Below are 16,535 nucleotides of genomic sequence, written 5' to 3' on the forward strand. Positions count from 1 at the left end.
CGGTGCGCACCGCCCTCATGCACGGCCTCTTTGCGCTGGGATCGCGCCTGGTCCGCCGGCAGGCGAGGCGCGAGCTTGCCGCCCTCAGATGGGCCGAGCAGGCGGATCCGATGGTGCTCCGCGCGCGGCAGGAGGCGCGGCTCCGCGCCCTGATCCGCTGGGCTTACGACACCGTCCCTTACTACCGACAGGCTATGGACGAAGCAGGGGTGTCGCCCGGCGACATCAGGGGACTGGGGGATCTTCCGCTGCTGCCGGTTCTGCGGCGGCGCGATGTCAAGAAGCACCTCGATGCCCTCACATCTGAGCGGGCGAGCAAGAGAGATCTGCTGCCCGTTGTGACATCGGGAACGAGCGCGGAGCCGCTGGGTATCTACCGCGACAGACGCACGGTGCCGTTCGAGCAGGCCACAAGGTGGCATTCTCTGGGGTGGGCAGGCATGACACCCGCGGCCTCCCATCTGATGCTCACGATGGACAGGGTTTCAGTACACGCCCCGCGGGTGTCCTGGTGGGGCCGGATGAGTGGTAGCGCCTCTGTCCCGCTAGGAGCCCTCTACTCGCGAGAGCCAGCCCCTGTCGTGGAGCTACTGGAGCGCACAGCACCGGCGGTCATCTTGGGATACCCGAGCCTTCTACACCTGCTGGCCCAGGCGGTGTTGCGCGCAGGCAGACCGCTGCGAACCCTTCCACGGTGTGTCTTCTACCAGGCGGAGCACATGGGCGATGACACGCGTCAATTGATCGCCCAAGCCTTCGAGGCGCCCATCTTCTCGCGCTACGGGGCGGCGGAGTTCTCAGGGCTGATCGCTCAGACCTGCGAGCACGAGCGGTGGCACCTGAACGCAGAGGGGTTTGTTGTGGAGGTGTTGGGCGGGGAGCCGGGCGACCGGCAGGGGGCGTCGGTTTCAAGGGGCCGGTTGGTCATCACCGACCTGCGCAATCACGCCATGCCGTTAGTACGGTACGAGATTGGAGACATGGGTACGGCGGCAGGAGAGAAGAGGTGCCCGTGCGGGAGGACCCTGCCGCTTCTGGGCGAGATGGAAGGCCGGATCTGGGAGTGGGTGGTGACGACCGCGGGTCTCCGCATTCCGGCAATAGTCCTTCAGCGCGCAATTCGGCTGCACCTTGACCTGCTGTGGGAGTATCAATTCCGGCAGGACCGTCCCAAGGTGCTGGAGGTCGCGGTTGTGCCCGTCGGCGCCTACGGCGCAGACCGCAAGGAGGAGCTGGCCCGGCACCTGGAGGCGGCCCTGGGGGGCGGGATCACAGTGCGCGTGACGCCGGTTGAGCACATTCCGCGTGAGCCATCGGGCAAGCGACCCGTTATGAAGAGCACTCTCCACCAGGGGAGGTAGCTGAGTGTTGCGCAACGCCCTGATGAGGGGTCTCTTCGCCGTGGGATCGCGCCTGGTCCGCCGCCAGGCGCTGCGCGAACTCGATGTGCTCAGATGGGCCGAGAAGGCGGACCCTCTGGAACTGCGCACGCGGCAGGAAGCGCGGCTACGCGCCCTGATCCGCGCGGCCTACGACACCGTGCCTTACTACCGCCGGGTCATGGACCAGGCAGCGGTGTCGCCCGACGACATCCGCGGCATTGACGATCTTCCTCTTCTGCCCGTGCTGCTGCGGCGCGACATCAGGGCGCACCTAGATGCACTGGTGTCGACGCGGGTGAGCAAGAGAGATCTACTGCGCCGGGCGTCATCGGGAACAGCGGGCGCGCCTGTGTGGTTCTACCGCGACAGGCGCACCCTGCCGTTCGAGCGGGCCAGCCTCTGGCATGACCTCGGATGGGCCGGCGTCACGGCCGCCGACCCCACTCTCTTTGTCAGACGCCTGGTGGACAACCAGGGAGTTCGCAAGTGGACGCGGTGGAACTGGTTGGTCGGGAGCGCTTTCCTCCCTCCGGAGCTGCTCTACGCGTTGGCACCGGGGCCAGTTGCGGAGGCGGTGGAGAGGGCGGCGCCCGCGGTGATCTACGGCTATCCCAGCCTGCTGCACCTGCTGGCCCGGGCGATCCTCCGTTCCGGCAGGCCGCTGCGAACGCGTCCCCGCTGCGTCCTCTACGATGCGGAGCAGATGGGCGAGGACACTCGCGACCTGGTTCGGCAGGCCATCGGCGCGCCGATCTTCTCCCGATACGGGGCGCGTGAGTTCTCGGCCGGGGTGGCGAAGACCTGCGAACATGGGCGGTGGCACCTGAACACCGAAGGGTTCGTTGTGGAAGTTGTGAGCGGAGAGCCGGGCGAACCGCACGGAACGCCGGCGGCAAAGGGTCGTCTGGTCATTACCGATCTGCGCAACCACGCCATGCCGTTTGTGCGGTACGAGATCGGGGACGCTGGCGCAACAGGGGGGCAGGAGAAGTGCCCGTGCGGGAGGACCCTACCGGTCTTGGACGGGCTGGAGGGCCGGAGTTGGGAGTGGGTAGTCACGGCCTCCGGACTCAGAATCCCGATAACGATGATAGCGCCCATGGTTGTGGGGCTGCACGGGGATCTCCTGTGGGAGTACCAGTTCCGGCAGGACCGTCCCGAGGTGCTGGAGGTCGCAGTTGTGCCTGTCGGCGCCTACGGCGCAGACCGCAAGGAGGAGCTGGCCCGGCACCTGGAGGCGGCCCTGGGGGGCGGGATCACAGTGCGCGTGACGCCGGTTGAGCACATTCCGCGTGAGCCATCGGGCAAGCGACCCGTGATGAAGAGCACTCTCCACCAGGGGAGGTAGCGGTGTGGCGGGTAGCGGCGCAGGCGATCTGATGCGCGCCGGGCGTTCGGCCGGCATCAGGGGGCTGTTTCGGCTGGCGGCTCCTGGTGAGTTGCGCGCCAGGCAGGAGGCCAGACTGCGCGACCTGATCGCCTGGGCGTACTCTACGGTTCCGTACTACAAGCGGACGATGAACCAGGTGGGTGTTTCCCCGGCCGACATCAGGAGCATTGAGGACCTCCGCGCCCTTCCCATCCTCCGGCGCTCCGATATCAGGGCAGGAGCCCTTGAGATGGTCTCGCGGCAGGCCAGCGCTCGTGACTGGATGATCAAGTCCAGCTCTGGAACCACCGGCCTTCCGCTGCGCATCCACCGCGACCGTAGGACCTTTCCGTTCGAGCAGGCCAATCTCTGGCAGGCGCAGGAGTGGGCCGGCGTAACCCCGGCGGACAGGATGCTGATAGTAATGCCGCCTACGAACCAGCACGGCGACTCATACATTACCAGGCGGTGGTGCTGCTGCGCGCAGGCCGTCGGCTACCGACACGACCCCGGTGCGTGTTCTACAGCGGCGAGCAGATGGAAGAGGAGACACGCCAACTTCTCAATCAGACCTTCGGCTCTCCTGTCTTCTCGCGGTACGGGGCCACTGAACTCTGCGCCTCTGTTGCGCAGACGTGCGAGTTCGGGCGATGGCACCTCAACACTGAAGGGTTCATCGTGGAGATCGTGGCAGGGGAGCACGGCGATCCGGAGGGAGCGCCGGCAGCGAGCGGGCGGCTGCTCGTCACAGACCTGCGCAACCACGTGATGCCGATCATCCGATACGAGATCGGCGATCTGGTGACGGCCGGGGACGTCGTGGGCTGCCCCTGCGGCAGGACGTTGCCGCTGCTGGGCGGGCTTGAGGGGCGGGTCCCGGCTTTCATTATGACGCCGTCAGGACGCCGGGTCCCTGTGACGCTGCTCCGTCAGCCGGCCCGCAGGTGCCAGGAGATCTTCCATGAGTACCAGTTCAGACAGGACCGCCCGGATGAGCTGATGATGTTCCTCGTGCCAACCGCGGCCTACACGCGGGAAGCAGCCGAGGGATTGGCTCAGGTTCTGACGGCTGCCCTCGCAGGCGAGGTGTCGGTGGTCGTCGAGGCGGTCGAACGCATCGCCCGCGAGCCCTCGGGCAAGCGCCCTCTTCTGAAGACCACAATCACAGGCGCCTCGCTCACCGGCTCCGACAAGGCCGCGGCGCGAGGCCTGTGAAAGGCGCAATCCGTGACGGCATGCGTGCCCTCGGAATCCGACACCTACGACCTGGCCCCGGCCGTCGAGATCGCCCGGCTCCTACGCGACCGGTACTGCGGCGGGCACGGCCTCCTGGCGCGCACCGTGGATGTCCGTCGCGGACGCATCCTCGACCCCAGTCCGACCATTGACGATCTGGGGGATTACGTGCAGTACGTGCACGAACTCGGGCAGATCACAGGTGACAGCGCTTTGTGCGAGTGGGCAAGGGGCCAGGTTCTGGAGGCGCTGCGCCTGACTCAGGCCCCAAGCGGGCTCATTCAGAGCCTGGCGCTCTGCGCTGGTCTGCGCGGGCGCGTTCACAGGGTCCTGTATTCCAACCTGGCCGCGGTAGATACCCTGTGGGGGCTGGTCGAGTCGCTGCGCACCTGGGGGAAGGGAGTGATCTCATCCGAGGTCGGGCGCTTCATGGCATGTGTCCGGCTTCTGGCAGCCGGCCGCGGCGGGCTCCCGGTCTATGCGGTACTCCCCTGCAAACCCGTGCGCCTCCACCTTCCGCTAGGCAGCCCGATGCTGGCCGGCGCGTGGATCGAGGGCCTCGTCAAGGTCTATGAGGTCAACGGCAATGAGGCCCTCCTGTACTGGGCTACGGAAATGGCACAGGCGGTGCTGGCCTTGCCGAAGTTCCGTGCCCATGGACTTCTTCCCGTGCGATTTCCAACCAGCGTATTGGGCGACGTTATCGTTCCTATGCTGGACCTGGCTTTCAGGGCGCGCGGGCGTCCGGGGTTTGGGGATAGTGTTGTTGCCAAGGGGGACGCGTTCTTCGTCTTTGGGTTGCTCGCCCTCCACAGGGCGAAGGGCCACGAATGGGTCCGGGATGCCGTCCTGCGCTGGAAGCACTCCGCGCTCGACACAATGACGGCGCAGGATGGTCGGTTCTACGACGTGCGGTCAGCACGAGGCGCGCCGAGGGATGTCTCGCTGTTCTCGAACAACACGTGGATGGAGCTACTCCTCGACATCTTCCACGACATGGGCGATGAGGAGTGCCTGCTCGCCGCGTGCCGCGCAGCCCATGCCTGGTTGCGACGGCGAACCGCGGTAGGGTTGATACCGAACCGGGACACAGACGGATTCGCCGCGCTCGACCCGCTCGTGGACCTCGCCGTGAACCTGCTCAAGCTCGAGCAACTGACGGCGGATGGCAAGTGGGGGGAGGAGGCGGCGCTGGTTTCCTCGGCGCTGGAACGGCACTACCGCCAGCCGTATGGACTGGCTTGGAAGGTAGACGCGCGTACCGGAAAGGCAGCCGTCACGGAGATCTGGACGAAATACCTCGGCCTCTACCTCAAGCTGCGGCTGGTTCTCAATCGCGTGCGCGCTCAGGGAGCGCGCATCTTCGCAGACCCCCACCTGCGATCCCTGGCCACAGACCGGTAGGGCGAGCGCCTCGGACCCTGCCTAGAATTCGCGCATCTTGGGCACAACATTCCTAATAGAGAATCGGTTGCAGCCCCCGATCCCTGATGCCGGAGGGGATAGGTCAATGGACCCTGAGATGACAGCCGACGTCGCGCGGCTGCTTTCCGCCTTGCTTGATGAAAAGGCCTGGTTTCGTCGCGGCCTCTCGGATGGCCGCCTTGCCGATCTGACAGGGATGCCTCTGCATCATGCTGTGATCGCGCGCGTGGAGGCGGAGGCGCAGGGGCTCGTGGAGCGGCGGGACGTTGGCACCGACCATGCGGTCACGATGCTGACGCCGCTGGGCGTCGCCTCGGCGCACGGCCTACTGCCGCGCACCGAGGAGCCGACCGAGGAGCCCACGGACGAGCCGCCCCGCGACGATTGAGACGCCTCCCGGCGCTGTGCTACAATCTGCGGTGACGCGTGGTGGCCGTAGCTCAGCCTGGCAGAGCGCCTGACTGTGGCTCAGGAAGTCGCGGGTTCAAATCCCGTCGGTCACCCCAACACGGCTCCTGGAACGTGGGAATGTAGGCGGGAACTTATAGAAGGGACGCGGGGTTCACCCGCGTCCCTTCTGTACATTCGGACCGGTTCGCGCCCGGCACAGAGTGCGCAAGGCACAGCGCACTCGGCGCCCCGCCCGGCAGTCTAGAAGTCCTCGTCAGGCATGCCGCCGGCACCCGGCATGGGGGCCGCGCCCTTCTTCTTCTCGCGCTTCTCGACCACGATCGCCTCGGTGGTCAGCAGCATCCCGGCCACTGAGGCGGCGTTCTGCAGCGCCAGGCGCGTGACCTTGGTCGGATCCACGATCCCGGCCTTGATCATGTCCTTGTACTCGCCCATTGCGACGTCGTAGCCGGTGTTGCCCTTCTCCTTCTTGATGCGCTCGACTACCAGCGACCCTTCCCCGCCGGCGTTGTGCACGAGTTGTCGCGTTGGCTCCTCCAGGGCGCGGCGCACCAGGCTGACTCCGATCTGCTCGTCGCCGCCGTCCGAGATGCCGTCGAGCCGCGATAGCGCCCGCAGGAGCGCAACCCCGCCGCCTGGCACGATGCCTTCCTCTACGGCGGCCTTGGTGGCGTTGAGCGCGTCCTCGAAGCGGTGCTTCTTCTCCTTCATCTCGGTCTCGGTCGCGGCGCCGACCTTGATCTCGGCGACGCCCCCGCCCAGCTTCGCCAGGCGCTCCTGCAGCTTCTCGCGGTCGTAGTCGCTGGTCGTGTCCTGGATCTCCTTCTTGATCTGCGCGACGCGGCCATCAATGTCGGCCTTGGAGCCCTTGCCGCCGACGAGCGTCGTCTCCTCCTTCGTTGCCTTCACCTTGTCGGCCCGGCCGAGCAGCTCCAGCTCCGCGGTGTCAAGCTTGATCCCGATATCATCCGAGATGACCTTGGCGCCGGTCAGGACCGCCATGTCCCCGAGCATGGCCTTGCGGCGGTCGCCGTAGCCAGGGGCCTTCACTGCCAGGCTGTGCAGGACGCCCCGGAGCTTGTTGACCACCAGGGTTGCCAGCGCTTCACCTTCAACGTCCTCCGCCACGACGACGAGCGGCCTGCCCGTCCGGATCACCTTCTCCATCAGTGGCACTATGTCGCGGGCGGCGCTGATCTTCTTCTCGGTGAGCAGGATATAGGGGTTTTCGAGGACGGTCTCCATCTTGTCGGGGTCGGTGATGAAGTACGGCGATATGTAGCCGCGGTCGAACTGCATGCCCTCGACCACCTCGACCGTGGTCTCGATGCCCTTGCCTTCCTCGATCGTGATGACGCCGTCCTTGCCCACCTTGTCCATTGCGTCGGCGATGGTCTCACCGATCTCGGCATCGTTGGCGGCGATGCCCGCGACATGGGCGATCTCGCGACGGTCCTCGATCTGGATGCTCGCTTCTTTGATTGCCCCGACGACCGCGTCCACCGCCTTGTCAATGCCGCGCTTGATCAGCATTGGGTTTGCGCCGGCCGCGACGTTCTTCAGGCCCTCCCGCACCATTGCCCAGGCCAGCACGGTCGCGGTGGTTGTGCCGTCGCCCGCCGCGTCGTTGGTCTTGCTGGCCACCTCCTTGACGAGCTGCGCACCCATGTTCTCGGTGGGATCTTCGAGCTCGATCTCCTTGGCCACGGTGACGCCGTCCTTTGTGATCGTGGGGGATCCCCACTTCTTCTCAAGCACCACGTTGCGTCCCTTCGGTCCCAACGTGATCTTGACCGCGCTGGCCACTCGTTCAACGCCCCGCTCGAGTGCCCGGCGCGCGTTCTCATCGTAGAGCAGTTGCTTGGCCGGCATCTTCATCCTCCTTGCAGCGGTGTGTTAGCACTCTCCACCGGACAGTGCCAATCCATCCCTTATTGTTCAGAACCTGCAGCGTCAACGCAAGAATGACACCCAGGCCATCCTGAGTGGTTTCCATGCGCTAGCTCCCATTCTCTCTGCGAAGACCCCGATTTCTCCAGCTTTCGCGGTTTTTCGACGTTTCTGACTGTCACGTATGCCCTCGGGCAGGGGGTGGCCGCGGTGCCAGGTGATATACTGGACGCATGTTGGGACGCACCCGAGCCATGCTTTCCATCAGCAGGTTGCAGGGCGCCGTGGCGCTGTTTCTTGTCGCCGTTGGCTTCATGGTCGTGGCGCAGATGAGGGCCCGGCAGCCCATCCGCCAGGCCGGGGTGTTGCCTTCCTGGCGTCTCACGGAACTAGCCGTCCTTGTCAGGCAACAGGAAGACGCACGAAGGCAACTGGAGGCCGAGGTGGAGGCGCTGAGGCGGCGGGCGCGTGACTACGAGGCCGCGGTCATCGAGGGCCGCAGCCTGTCCGAGGCCATGGCGAGGGAGCTGGCCCGCTACAGGTTGGTGCTGGGCCTGGTTCCGGTGGAGGGCCCTGGGGTCCGCGTCGTGGCTCGGGGTGGGGCCCCTGGCACGGGCGGCATCCTCCCCTCTGCCGTGGAGGCCCAGGATCTGTCCGGAGTGGCCAACGAGCTCTGGTCCGCAGGTGCAGAAGCCATGGCCATCAACGGGATCCGCGTCTTGGCCACGACCAGCATCCGGCTGTCAGGCGGTGCCTTGCAGGTAGGATCCACCGCAGTTGTCCCGCCGTACAGGATCGAGGCCATCGGGGATCCGGCCGCGCTGCAGGCGGCCCTGGCCATCCGCGGTGGGTTCGTGGAGGGGCTGCGCTCCGTGGGGATACAGGTGACGGTGCAGGTTCACGAACGGCTGCGGATTCCTGCCAGGGGTTCGGTTGAGCCTTTTCGTCACGCCCGGCCCAAACCCGCCGAGTAGCCGTCCAGAAAGCCGGCGCGGCCGCCGCCAGGTGAGCCAGGGCGTAGCCCAGTCTCCTCCGGCCGGCACGGCCGCACCGTTCTCCCGCCCTCAGAGAGGCATGCCGCTCTTGGGTCCTGGCCGTGCGGCGCGTTCTTGGTACGACCCGACCGTGCGGCACCGCCCTCGTTTGAGGCGGGGGTTCATTATATGCGTGCCCCCAGCGGCCGTCAATCAGTCTTGCCGGCCAGTCATGCCGCGGCCACTTCGACTGCCAGCGCCACTGCCTCCCCACCGGCCAGGCACGCCGCGGCCACGCCCCGCCGTTCTCCCCGGGCGGCCATCGCGTGCAAGAGAGTGGTGAAGATCCGCGCGCCGCTTGCTCCGATGGGGTGTCCCATAGCCACGGCTCCGCCGCGTACATTGACCCGTTCGGTCCCGATTCCCAACTCGCGGGTCACGCCGATGACGACCGCGGAGAACGCCTCGTTGATCTCAAAGAGGTTCACATCTTGCGCGGTCCACCCCACTCTGGCAAGCAGGCGCCGGATGGCCTCGGCGGGCGCGATGGTAAACCACTCAGGCGCCATGGCCGCCACGGCCTGCCCGGTGATCCTGGCCAGCGGCGTCCGGCCCAGCCAGCGTGCGGCCTCGGACGATGCCAGCACCACCGCGGCAGCGCCGTCGCTGATCGAGCTCGCGTTGGCGGCGGTCACCGTGCCGCCCTCCTGGAAGGCGGGCTTCAGGGTCGGGATCTTGGCGTAGTTCACCCGGCGGGGTTCTTCATCCTCGGCCACCATCGGCGCGCCGCCGTCGGGCTGGACCGGCAGGATCTCGTTGCCGAACTCGCCTGCGTCCATCGCCGCGATGGCACGCCTGTAGCTCTCCGCGGCAAATGCGTCCTGTTCCTCGCGCGTGATCCCATGGTTGCGTGCCAGGATCTCGGCGCAGTTGCCCATGTGCCCGTGGCCGTAGGCGTCGTGCAGCCCGTCGCGGAGGATAGCGTCCACCAGGATGCCATCTCCCAGCCGGTACCCGGTGCGCGCGCGCTCGGCCAGGTACGGGGCCGCGCTCATGTTCTCCATCCCGCCGGCGACCACGACCTCCGCGTCCCCGGCCTGGATTGCCTGGCAGCCCAGCATCACCGCCTTGAGCCCGGATCCGCACATCTTGTTGACCATGGTGGCCGGGACCGAGTTCGGCAACCCCGCAGCAAGCACACTCTGGCGGGCCGGTGCCTGACCCAGGCCGGCGCTCAATACGTTGCCCATGATTACCTCGCTGACCGCGTCGGTCGGCACGCCGGCCCGCCGCACGGCCTCGGCCACAACCAGGCCGCCGAGCCGCGTGGCAGGGATCGTCGCCAGGCCTCCCATGAACCGTCCGATCGGTGTTCGCACCGCACTCAGGACCATCACATCGCCCATGCCGCAACCTCCTGGTTTGACCCCCTGTCCAGTCTACCCGGCGCGCCCGCGCGCGCAAGCGGTTGCGTCAAGGGCCTTGTGAACCGCGCAAGCGTTTGAGCAAAGTCCAGGGTAGCGTGGTTTTTGACACCCCATTTCGGGCTGATGTATAATACGCTCGTCGTAAGACCTGCCACGATCGTTGAGGCGGCGGTTGGAAGTGGCGGCCGCGCCGGTTTGGGACGGCAGGTTCCTCAAGCGCAGGGTGGAGGAGCCTGCTTCCTGTCTGTTTGAGGGGTGATGGGGCGATGGCGGAGATCCGCGTGGGGAAGGACGAGAGTCTGGACGCCGCGCTGCGGCGGTTCAAGCGGCAGGTGAAGCGTTCCGGAATCCTCACCGATGCCAAGCGTCACGAGCACTTCGAAACGCCGGCCCAGAAGAAGCGCCGGAAGCTGGCCCGCAGCGCAAAGCGGCGGCGCCGCTAGGTCCGGCCGGGCAGGTCCAGGTCACAAGGGAACGCTGGTGAAGATCGAGCAGCGCCTCGAGGAGGACCTCAAGGCGGCGATGCGCGCCAGGGACGCGCTGCGCACCTCGACCATCCGCCTGGCGCGTGCGGCGCTGAAGAACGCCGAGATCGAACGCCGCCGGCCACTTGCCGAGTCCGAGGTGATCGAGGTCGTGCAGCGCGAAGTCCGGCGCCGCCGCGAGGCGATCGAGGGTTTCACGCGGGGCGGGAGGGACGATCTCGTAGCGAAGGAGCAGCTGGAGATGGCCATCCTGCTGGGCTACCTCCCTGCGCCGTTGGAAGATGCCGAGCTCCGTCGGATTGTGGCGGAGGTCGTGGCCGAGACAGGAGCAACCGGCGGCAGGGAGTTTGGCCGCGTGATGGGCCAGGTGATGCGCCGGGTGGCCGGACGAGCAGAGGGCCGGGCGGTCGAGCGCATCGTGCGCGAGGCGTTGGGATGCTAGGCATCGGCTCGCGCGGGCGCGGGTGTGAGCCCGGGGTGCTCCCCGGGCTTTCCTGTTGGTGACAGGCGTGACGAACTGAGGGCGGTTCAGAGAGAATGGCGGCACCATCGAGGCAGCGAAGACCGATCAAGCGTGCCCAGAGCGCCGGCGGCGTGGTGTACAATCGCGCCGGCGACGAGGTGCGGATCCTGATCCTGCAGCATGAGGCCGGCAAGTGGATGTTGCCCAAGGGCACCATCGAGCCCGGGGAGACCTCCGAGGCCGTTGCATTGCGCGAGGTGTGCGAGGAAGCAGGACTCTCGAATGTGCGCGTGGTGAGCGACCTTGGGCGAGAGCGGTACTCGTTCTTCTGGCGCACCGAGGACACGTTCTATGACAAGACCGTCCACTACTTCCTCCTGGAGTTCCTCGGCGGGGAGGAAACCCGGCCCCAGCGCGAAGAAGGATTCGTGGCCGCGGAGTGGGTAACGTTCACCGAGGCGCTGGCGCGGATCAAGTACAACGAGACGCGCGAGATTGTTCGCCGGGCGCAGAGCGCGCTGGAATGCCTGGCGACGGCTGGGGAGGCAGAGGGATGAGTCGCGAGGTTGACGAGCGCGTCCGGCGCGTTATGCAGCAGTACTCCGACCACCTGAACCCCTCGTGGGTTCAGGGCTACAAGTTCCTCGGCGTGGAGACGCTGGAGGTCGAAGCCCAGGGGGCCGTGATTCGAGACGCCTACGGCCGCGAGTATCTGGACTTCGCCTGCGGCCCCGCGGTCTTCATCGTGGGACACCGCCACCCCAAGGTTGTCGAAGCCGTACGGCGCGAGCTCGACCGGATGCCGCTCTCGGTGCGGATCATGCCCAACGAGCCGATGGGTCAGCTCGCTGCGCTCCTGGCTGAGATCACGCCGGGCGATCTCCAGTACGTGTTCTTCTGCAACAGCGGCGCGGAGGCGAACGAGGGAGCGCTCAAGTTGGCGCGCGCCGCGACCGGGCGACCCGAGATCATCGCCACGATCGGCGCGTTCCACGGCAAGACGCTGGGCGCCCTTTCGGTTTCCGGGCGGGAAATGTACCGCAAGCCATTCGAGCCGCTGGTGCCCGGCGTCGTCCATGTGCCGTTCGGGGATGCCGAGGCGGTCGCCTCCAAGGTGACCCCACAGACCGGCGCCGTGATCGTGGAGCCGATCCAGGGTGAGAACGGGGTGGTGGTGCCGCCGGATGGCTACCTGAGGGCGCTGCGCGAGATCTGTGACCGCTCCGGCGCCGTGCTCATCCTTGATGAGGTGCAGACCGGGATGGGCCGCACTGGCAAGATGTGGGCATGTGAGCACGAGGACGTGGCACCGGACGTCCTCACTTCGTCCAAGGGGCTGGGTGGCGGGATCGCGCCGGTAGGGGCTTTCATCGCCCGCCCGCACCTGTGGGGGGCGATGACGAAGCATCCCTACATGCACACCACCACGTTCGGCAACCGCCTGGGATGGGCCGCGTCCGCGGCCACGATACGGGTCATCCAGGAGGAAGGGCTGCTGCCTCGCGCAACGGCGATAGGGAATCGCCTGATGGCCGGGCTCCGCCAGGCGGCCGCGACCGTTCCCGGGATGACCACGGATGTCCGGGGTCGCGGTTGTCTGGTCGGCGCGGAGTTCGCCGACCCCGACGTGGCCTTCCTGGTGCTTGCCGGAATGGTGCAGCGACAGGTGCTGGCCTTCCACGGGATCAACCGGCCCGAGGTCATCAGGTTTGCTCCGCCGCTGATCGCGACCGATGCCCAGGTGGATCGCGCGGTGGAGGCATTCGGCGATGCCCTGAAGGAGGCGCGGGCGCTGCTCTCCGAGATCGAAGCCGCTCCCGGTGCGCAGTAGGCCAGCGCCCGCGCCGGCAGCGCGCGAAGTGTTGTGAGATGGTTTCGGATATGCTAGTGTCACACTACGCCACACGAAGTCTAAGGAGGGAATGCCATCGTGAGGTTCCTCCCGGGTCGTGCAATCGCACTGGCCGTCATCCTGGCCCTTGTTCTCCTTCCCATGATCCCCAGCGCGGCTCAGCAGCCGCGGCGTGGCGGTGCCCTGCGGATCGCGCACATCGGTGAGCCGCCGACACTGGATCAGCACTGGACCACCGCGGCGATCACCGGCCACATCATGTACCACGTCAACGAGGGCCTGTTCGCGGTCAACAAGAAGTTCGAGCCCAAGCCGGTGCTCGTGGACAAGTGGACGCTGGCCCCAGACCGGCTAACGTACACGTTCACCCTGCGGCGGGGAGTGAAGTTCCACAACGGCAAGGAGATGACAAGCGAGGACGTCAAGGCATCGCTTGAGCGCTGGGGCCGGATCGCAACGCGGGGCCGATCGCTGTTTGCGAACGTGGTCTCGGTCACCAACCCCGATCCCCTGACCGTGGTGATGAAGCTGCGGGAGCCGTACGCGCTGCTGGCACTGGATCTGGGCTGGGTCGGGCAGTCCGCGGTCATCTTCCCCAAAGAGGTGATCGACGAGGCCGGCACAGGCATGGTCAAGCGGTTCATCAGCACCGGCCCGTACAGGTTCGTTGAGCACCTCCCTGACCGTCACATCCGGCTCGATCGGTTTGAGGGCTACGCGGCTCGCACCGAGGAGCCGGACGGGGCAACCGGGCGCAAGCACGCCTACTTCGACTCCATCTACATCATCCCCGTGCCTGACGCGGCGGTGCGGATCGCCGGCGTGAAGAGGGGCGAGTACCACTTCGCCGAGACGATCCCGCCCGACGAGTACGACCGCCTGCGGACCGATCCCGACCTGGTGCCCTACATCACCGAGACGGCGAGCTGGCTCACCGCGGTCTTCAACAACAGGTCGCCCCTGATGGGGAACCGGAAGATCCGCCAGGCCTTCCAGGCCGTGCTGGATCAGGAGGCCGTCATGCGGGCGGCCTACGGCAACCCGCGCTTCTGGCGCATAGACCCCGGGCTGATGCCCAAGGAACACTACCTGTGGACCGACGCCGGCAAGGAGTTCGTGAACCAGAAGAACACCGAGCGCGCCAGGCAGTTGCTGGCCGAGGCCGGCTACAAGGGCGAGCCCATCCGTTGGGTCACCACCATGGAGTACGTGGCCTACGGAACCGCGGCACAGGTGGTCAAGCCGATGCTCGAGCGGGCGGGGTTCGTGGTGGACCTCCAGGTTGTGGACTGGGCCACGCTGGTGGCGCGCCGCGCGAGGCCCGAGCTTTGGGACGTGTTCAGCACGGCGTTCAGCTTCGTCGCCGATCCGGTGCTGCTGCTGTCGCTGCAGCCCACGTGGCCGGGCTGGTACGACAACCGCGACATGAACGCGATGATGACCCTGATGCGGCGGCACTCCGACCCCAAGGTGCGCCACGAACTCTGGAAGCGGATGCAGAAGCTCTGGTACGAGGATGCGGGCACGATCAAGTTCGGCGACTACTTCGTGCTGCACCTCTTCAGGAAGGAACTCAAGGGCTACGTCAACATCCCCACCCATGTGTGGTGGAATTCGTGGCTTGAGACGCGGTAGTTTGGTGCCGGGTTCGGTGGTGGAGGGGGGACTCGCCCCCTCCACCGGGTACGGCCCGGCCGCGCGGATCTCGCAGAGGACTCCGACCCAACGATGACCGGATACATAGTTCGCCGGCTGATCGCGCTGCTGCCGGTCCTCATGATAGTGGCGACGGTAGGGTTCTTCCTCATCTACCTGACGCCCGGCGACCCGGCCTCGGTCATGTTGGGCCCCGATGCCACCACCGAGGACGTGGCGAACCTCAAGCATCATATGGGCCTGGACCGGCCTCTCCTCATTCAGCTCCTGCGGTGGTACGGCCGCACCCTGCAGGGCGACCTGGGCTACTCGATCTTCCTGCAGCGCCCGGTGCTTCAAGCGATATTCGAGCGGATCGAGCCCACCGTGATGCTGACGCTGATGTCCCTCACAGTGGCCGTCTTGATTGGGATCCCGGCCGGCGTCGTCGCGGCGGTGCGGCGCAACACCTGGGTAGACCAGGCCGCGATGGGCGTCGCGCTCTTTGGGGTATCGGTGCCCACCTTCTGGATGGGCCTCAACCTGATCCTGCTCTTTTCTGTCTACCTGGGGCTGTTCCCGGTGGCGGGCTACGTGCCGCTCGACCAATCGCTCGCTGGCGCCTTTAGGTCGCTGGTGTTGCCCGCCTTCACCCTGGGCTTCAGCGCCTCGGCGCTGATCGCACGCATGACGCGTTCGAGCATGCTGGAGGTCCTCGGACAGGACTACATCCGGACGGCCCGATCCAAGGGGAATCGGGAACGGATTGTGATCTATCACCACGCGCTCCGCAATGCGATGATCCCCACACTGACCGTGGTCGGCCTGGCGTTGGGCGGCCTGCTCGCCGGTGCCATCGTGACCGAGACGGTCTTCGCCCTGCCCGGCGTGGGCCGTCTGGTCATCTCGTCGGTAATGCGGCGCGACTACCCCGTCGTACAGGGGGTCCTGATCTTCGTGGCCTCGAGCTACGTGATGGTGAACCTGTTGATTGACGTGCTCTACGTTTACCTCGATCCGCGGATCAAATACGCGTGAGGTTTCCATGAGCGAAGTGGTCGCCTCCATCAATGACTATTCGGCCCTGTCCCGGCCTCCGGCTGGCACGTGGACCGTTGTCTTCCGCGCCCTGCGACGGAGCAGGTCTACGCTCATCGGCGGGTGCGTCGTGCTGGCGGTTCTGGTGGTCGCAGTGATGGCCCCGGTTTTTGCGCCTTACGATCCCCAGGAGATCGAGGTGCCCCGGCGACTGCAGGGCCCCAGCAGCGCGCATTTCTTTGGCACCGACAACATGGGACGCGACATCTTGAGCCGGGTGATCTACGGGGCGCGAATATCGCTGGTGGTTGGCATATTCGTTGTGTTTTGCGCCGCGGGGGCTGGGATCATGCTCGGCCTGACCGCGGGGTACTCCGACCGGCTTGACCGGTTCCTTATGAGAATCATGGACGGCCTGATGGCGTTTCCCTCAACCCTGCTGGCCATCGCGCTGATGGCCGCGCTGGGTGCCCGGCTCTCCAATATCATCATCGCGCTGGCGGTGGTCTATACTCCCAACGTAGCGCGTGTTGTGCGGAGCGTGACACTCGTGGTCCGTGAGCTAGACTATGTGCAGGCGGCCCAGGCCATGGGCGCAAGCGATGCACGCATCCTCTCCCGCCATATTCTTCCCAACTGCTTGCCGCCCGTGATCGTCCAGGGCACTTTCATCTTTGCGCAATCGGTACTGGCCGAGGCGGCCCTGAGCTTCCTGGGAGTAGGTCTGCCCCCGTACATTCCAAGCTGGGGAACGGTCATAACCACCGGCCGGATGTTCATGCAGACCGCGCCCTGGATCACGATCTTCCCCGGGGTGGCGATCCTCGTCACGGTGCTGGGACTGAACCTGTTGGGCGACGGCCTGCGGGACCTGGCGGACCCCCGGCTGCGCGGCGGGCTCGGCTAGATCCACACAGGACGCCTATGGAGATGTCAACCGAGCGCGGC

General features: G+C 66.4%; 15 protein-coding genes and 1 tRNA gene. 14 read left to right on the top strand and 2 right to left on the bottom strand.

The features are described from left to right. The first annotated feature begins 2 nt into the window (after nucleotides 1-2). From FJX73_01180 to FJX73_01205, 6 genes are all read left to right on the top strand, one after another. Nucleotides 3-1,361 (top strand): phenylacetate--CoA ligase family protein, encoded by a 1,359-nt coding sequence (locus FJX73_01180; protein MBM3469396.1) that lies wholly within the window; start codon nucleotides 3-5, stop codon nucleotides 1,359-1,361. A gap of 4 nt (nucleotides 1,362-1,365) precedes the next feature. Continuing rightward, on the top strand, nucleotides 1,366-2,730 hold the full coding sequence (locus FJX73_01185; GenBank protein ID MBM3469397.1) for a phenylacetate--CoA ligase family protein: 1,365 nt from the start codon (nucleotides 1,366-1,368) through the stop codon (nucleotides 2,728-2,730). A 492-nt stretch (nucleotides 2,731-3,222) separates the two neighbouring features. After that, nucleotides 3,223-3,966: a hypothetical protein gene (locus tag FJX73_01190; GenBank protein ID MBM3469398.1), complete on the top strand. Its 744-nt coding sequence runs from the start codon at nucleotides 3,223-3,225 to the stop codon at nucleotides 3,964-3,966. 12 nt (nucleotides 3,967-3,978) lie between these two features. Then, on the top strand, nucleotides 3,979-5,391 hold the full coding sequence (locus FJX73_01195) for a hypothetical protein (GenBank protein ID MBM3469399.1): 1,413 nt from the start codon (nucleotides 3,979-3,981) through the stop codon (nucleotides 5,389-5,391). A gap of 106 nt (nucleotides 5,392-5,497) precedes the next feature. Beyond that, on the top strand, nucleotides 5,498-5,800 hold the full coding sequence (locus tag FJX73_01200; protein MBM3469400.1) for a hypothetical protein: 303 nt from the start codon (nucleotides 5,498-5,500) through the stop codon (nucleotides 5,798-5,800). A gap of 41 nt (nucleotides 5,801-5,841) precedes the next feature. Continuing rightward, nucleotides 5,842-5,918 (top strand) — tRNA-His (locus FJX73_01205). A 145-nt stretch (nucleotides 5,919-6,063) separates the two neighbouring features. Here FJX73_01205 and groL read toward each other — a convergent pair. After that, nucleotides 6,064-7,695: a chaperonin GroEL gene (groL, locus tag FJX73_01210; protein ID MBM3469401.1), complete on the bottom strand. Its 1,632-nt coding sequence runs from the start codon at nucleotides 7,693-7,695 to the stop codon at nucleotides 6,064-6,066. A 251-nt stretch (nucleotides 7,696-7,946) separates the two neighbouring features. Between groL and FJX73_01215 the strand changes: the two genes are divergently transcribed. Further along, the gene (locus tag FJX73_01215; protein MBM3469402.1) at nucleotides 7,947-8,687 is read left to right on the top strand and encodes a DUF881 domain-containing protein; all 741 of its coding nucleotides are present in this window, start codon (nucleotides 7,947-7,949) and stop codon (nucleotides 8,685-8,687) included. Between the two features lie 230 nt (nucleotides 8,688-8,917). Here the strand turns inward: FJX73_01215 and FJX73_01220 are convergent, their stop codons facing one another. Then, complete coding sequence (locus FJX73_01220; protein ID MBM3469403.1) at nucleotides 8,918-10,093, bottom strand: thiolase family protein; 1,176 nt, start codon at nucleotides 10,091-10,093, stop codon at nucleotides 8,918-8,920. A 287-nt stretch (nucleotides 10,094-10,380) separates the two neighbouring features. On the opposite strand from FJX73_01220, the gene FJX73_01225 reads away from it, so the two are divergent. The 7 genes from FJX73_01225 (at nucleotide 10,381) to FJX73_01255 (ending at nucleotide 16,494) form a co-directional block, all read left to right on the top strand. Beyond that, complete coding sequence (locus FJX73_01225; protein MBM3469404.1) at nucleotides 10,381-10,557, top strand: 30S ribosomal protein S21; 177 nt, start codon at nucleotides 10,381-10,383, stop codon at nucleotides 10,555-10,557. Next, nucleotides 10,472-11,041, top strand: coding sequence for a GatB/YqeY domain-containing protein (locus FJX73_01230; GenBank protein ID MBM3469405.1), 570 nt, complete (start codon nucleotides 10,472-10,474; stop codon nucleotides 11,039-11,041). Before FJX73_01225 ends, FJX73_01230 begins: the two co-directional genes overlap by 86 nt. Nucleotides 11,042-11,136: 95 nt before the next feature. Next, a complete protein-coding gene (locus FJX73_01235; protein ID MBM3469406.1) occupies nucleotides 11,137-11,619 on the top strand; it encodes an NUDIX domain-containing protein in 483 nt (160 codons plus the stop codon). A gap of 32 nt (nucleotides 11,620-11,651) precedes the next feature. Continuing rightward, the gene (locus FJX73_01240; GenBank protein MBM3469407.1) at nucleotides 11,652-12,893 is read left to right on the top strand and encodes an aspartate aminotransferase family protein; all 1,242 of its coding nucleotides are present in this window, start codon (nucleotides 11,652-11,654) and stop codon (nucleotides 12,891-12,893) included. A 99-nt stretch (nucleotides 12,894-12,992) separates the two neighbouring features. After that, complete coding sequence (locus FJX73_01245; GenBank protein MBM3469408.1) at nucleotides 12,993-14,549, top strand: ABC transporter substrate-binding protein; 1,557 nt, start codon at nucleotides 12,993-12,995, stop codon at nucleotides 14,547-14,549. Nucleotides 14,550-14,642: 93 nt separating this feature from the next. Beyond that, entirely contained in the window at nucleotides 14,643-15,587 is a 945-nt protein-coding gene (locus FJX73_01250) for an ABC transporter permease (GenBank protein MBM3469409.1), read from the top strand. A 7-nt stretch (nucleotides 15,588-15,594) separates the two neighbouring features. Then, on the top strand, nucleotides 15,595-16,494 hold the full coding sequence (locus FJX73_01255; protein ID MBM3469410.1) for an ABC transporter permease: 900 nt from the start codon (nucleotides 15,595-15,597) through the stop codon (nucleotides 16,492-16,494). Nucleotides 16,495-16,535 lie beyond the last annotated feature (41 nt).

The sequence above is a fragment of the Armatimonadota bacterium genome, assembly GCA_016869025.1.
GTDB lineage: Bacteria > Sysuimicrobiota > Sysuimicrobiia > Sysuimicrobiales > Humicultoraceae > VGFA01.

Coding starts and splice junctions, on each gene's coding strand:
- groL (MBM3469401.1), bottom strand. CDS start 7,695: ATGCCGGCCAAGCAACTGCTCTACGATGAGAACGCGCGCCGGGCACTC.
- FJX73_01235 (MBM3469406.1), top strand. CDS start 11,137: ATGGCGGCACCATCGAGGCAGCGAAGACCGATCAAGCGTGCCCAGAGC.
- FJX73_01220 (MBM3469403.1), bottom strand. CDS start 10,093: ATGGGCGATGTGATGGTCCTGAGTGCGGTGCGAACACCGATCGGACGG.
- FJX73_01215 (MBM3469402.1), top strand. CDS start 7,947: ATGTTGGGACGCACCCGAGCCATGCTTTCCATCAGCAGGTTGCAGGGC.
- FJX73_01225 (MBM3469404.1), top strand. CDS start 10,381: ATGGCGGAGATCCGCGTGGGGAAGGACGAGAGTCTGGACGCCGCGCTG.
- FJX73_01230 (MBM3469405.1), top strand. CDS start 10,472: ATGCCAAGCGTCACGAGCACTTCGAAACGCCGGCCCAGAAGAAGCGCC.
- FJX73_01255 (MBM3469410.1), top strand. CDS start 15,595: ATGAGCGAAGTGGTCGCCTCCATCAATGACTATTCGGCCCTGTCCCGG.
- FJX73_01240 (MBM3469407.1), top strand. CDS start 11,652: ATGCAGCAGTACTCCGACCACCTGAACCCCTCGTGGGTTCAGGGCTAC.
- FJX73_01250 (MBM3469409.1), top strand. CDS start 14,643: ATGACCGGATACATAGTTCGCCGGCTGATCGCGCTGCTGCCGGTCCTC.
- FJX73_01200 (MBM3469400.1), top strand. CDS start 5,498: ATGGACCCTGAGATGACAGCCGACGTCGCGCGGCTGCTTTCCGCCTTG.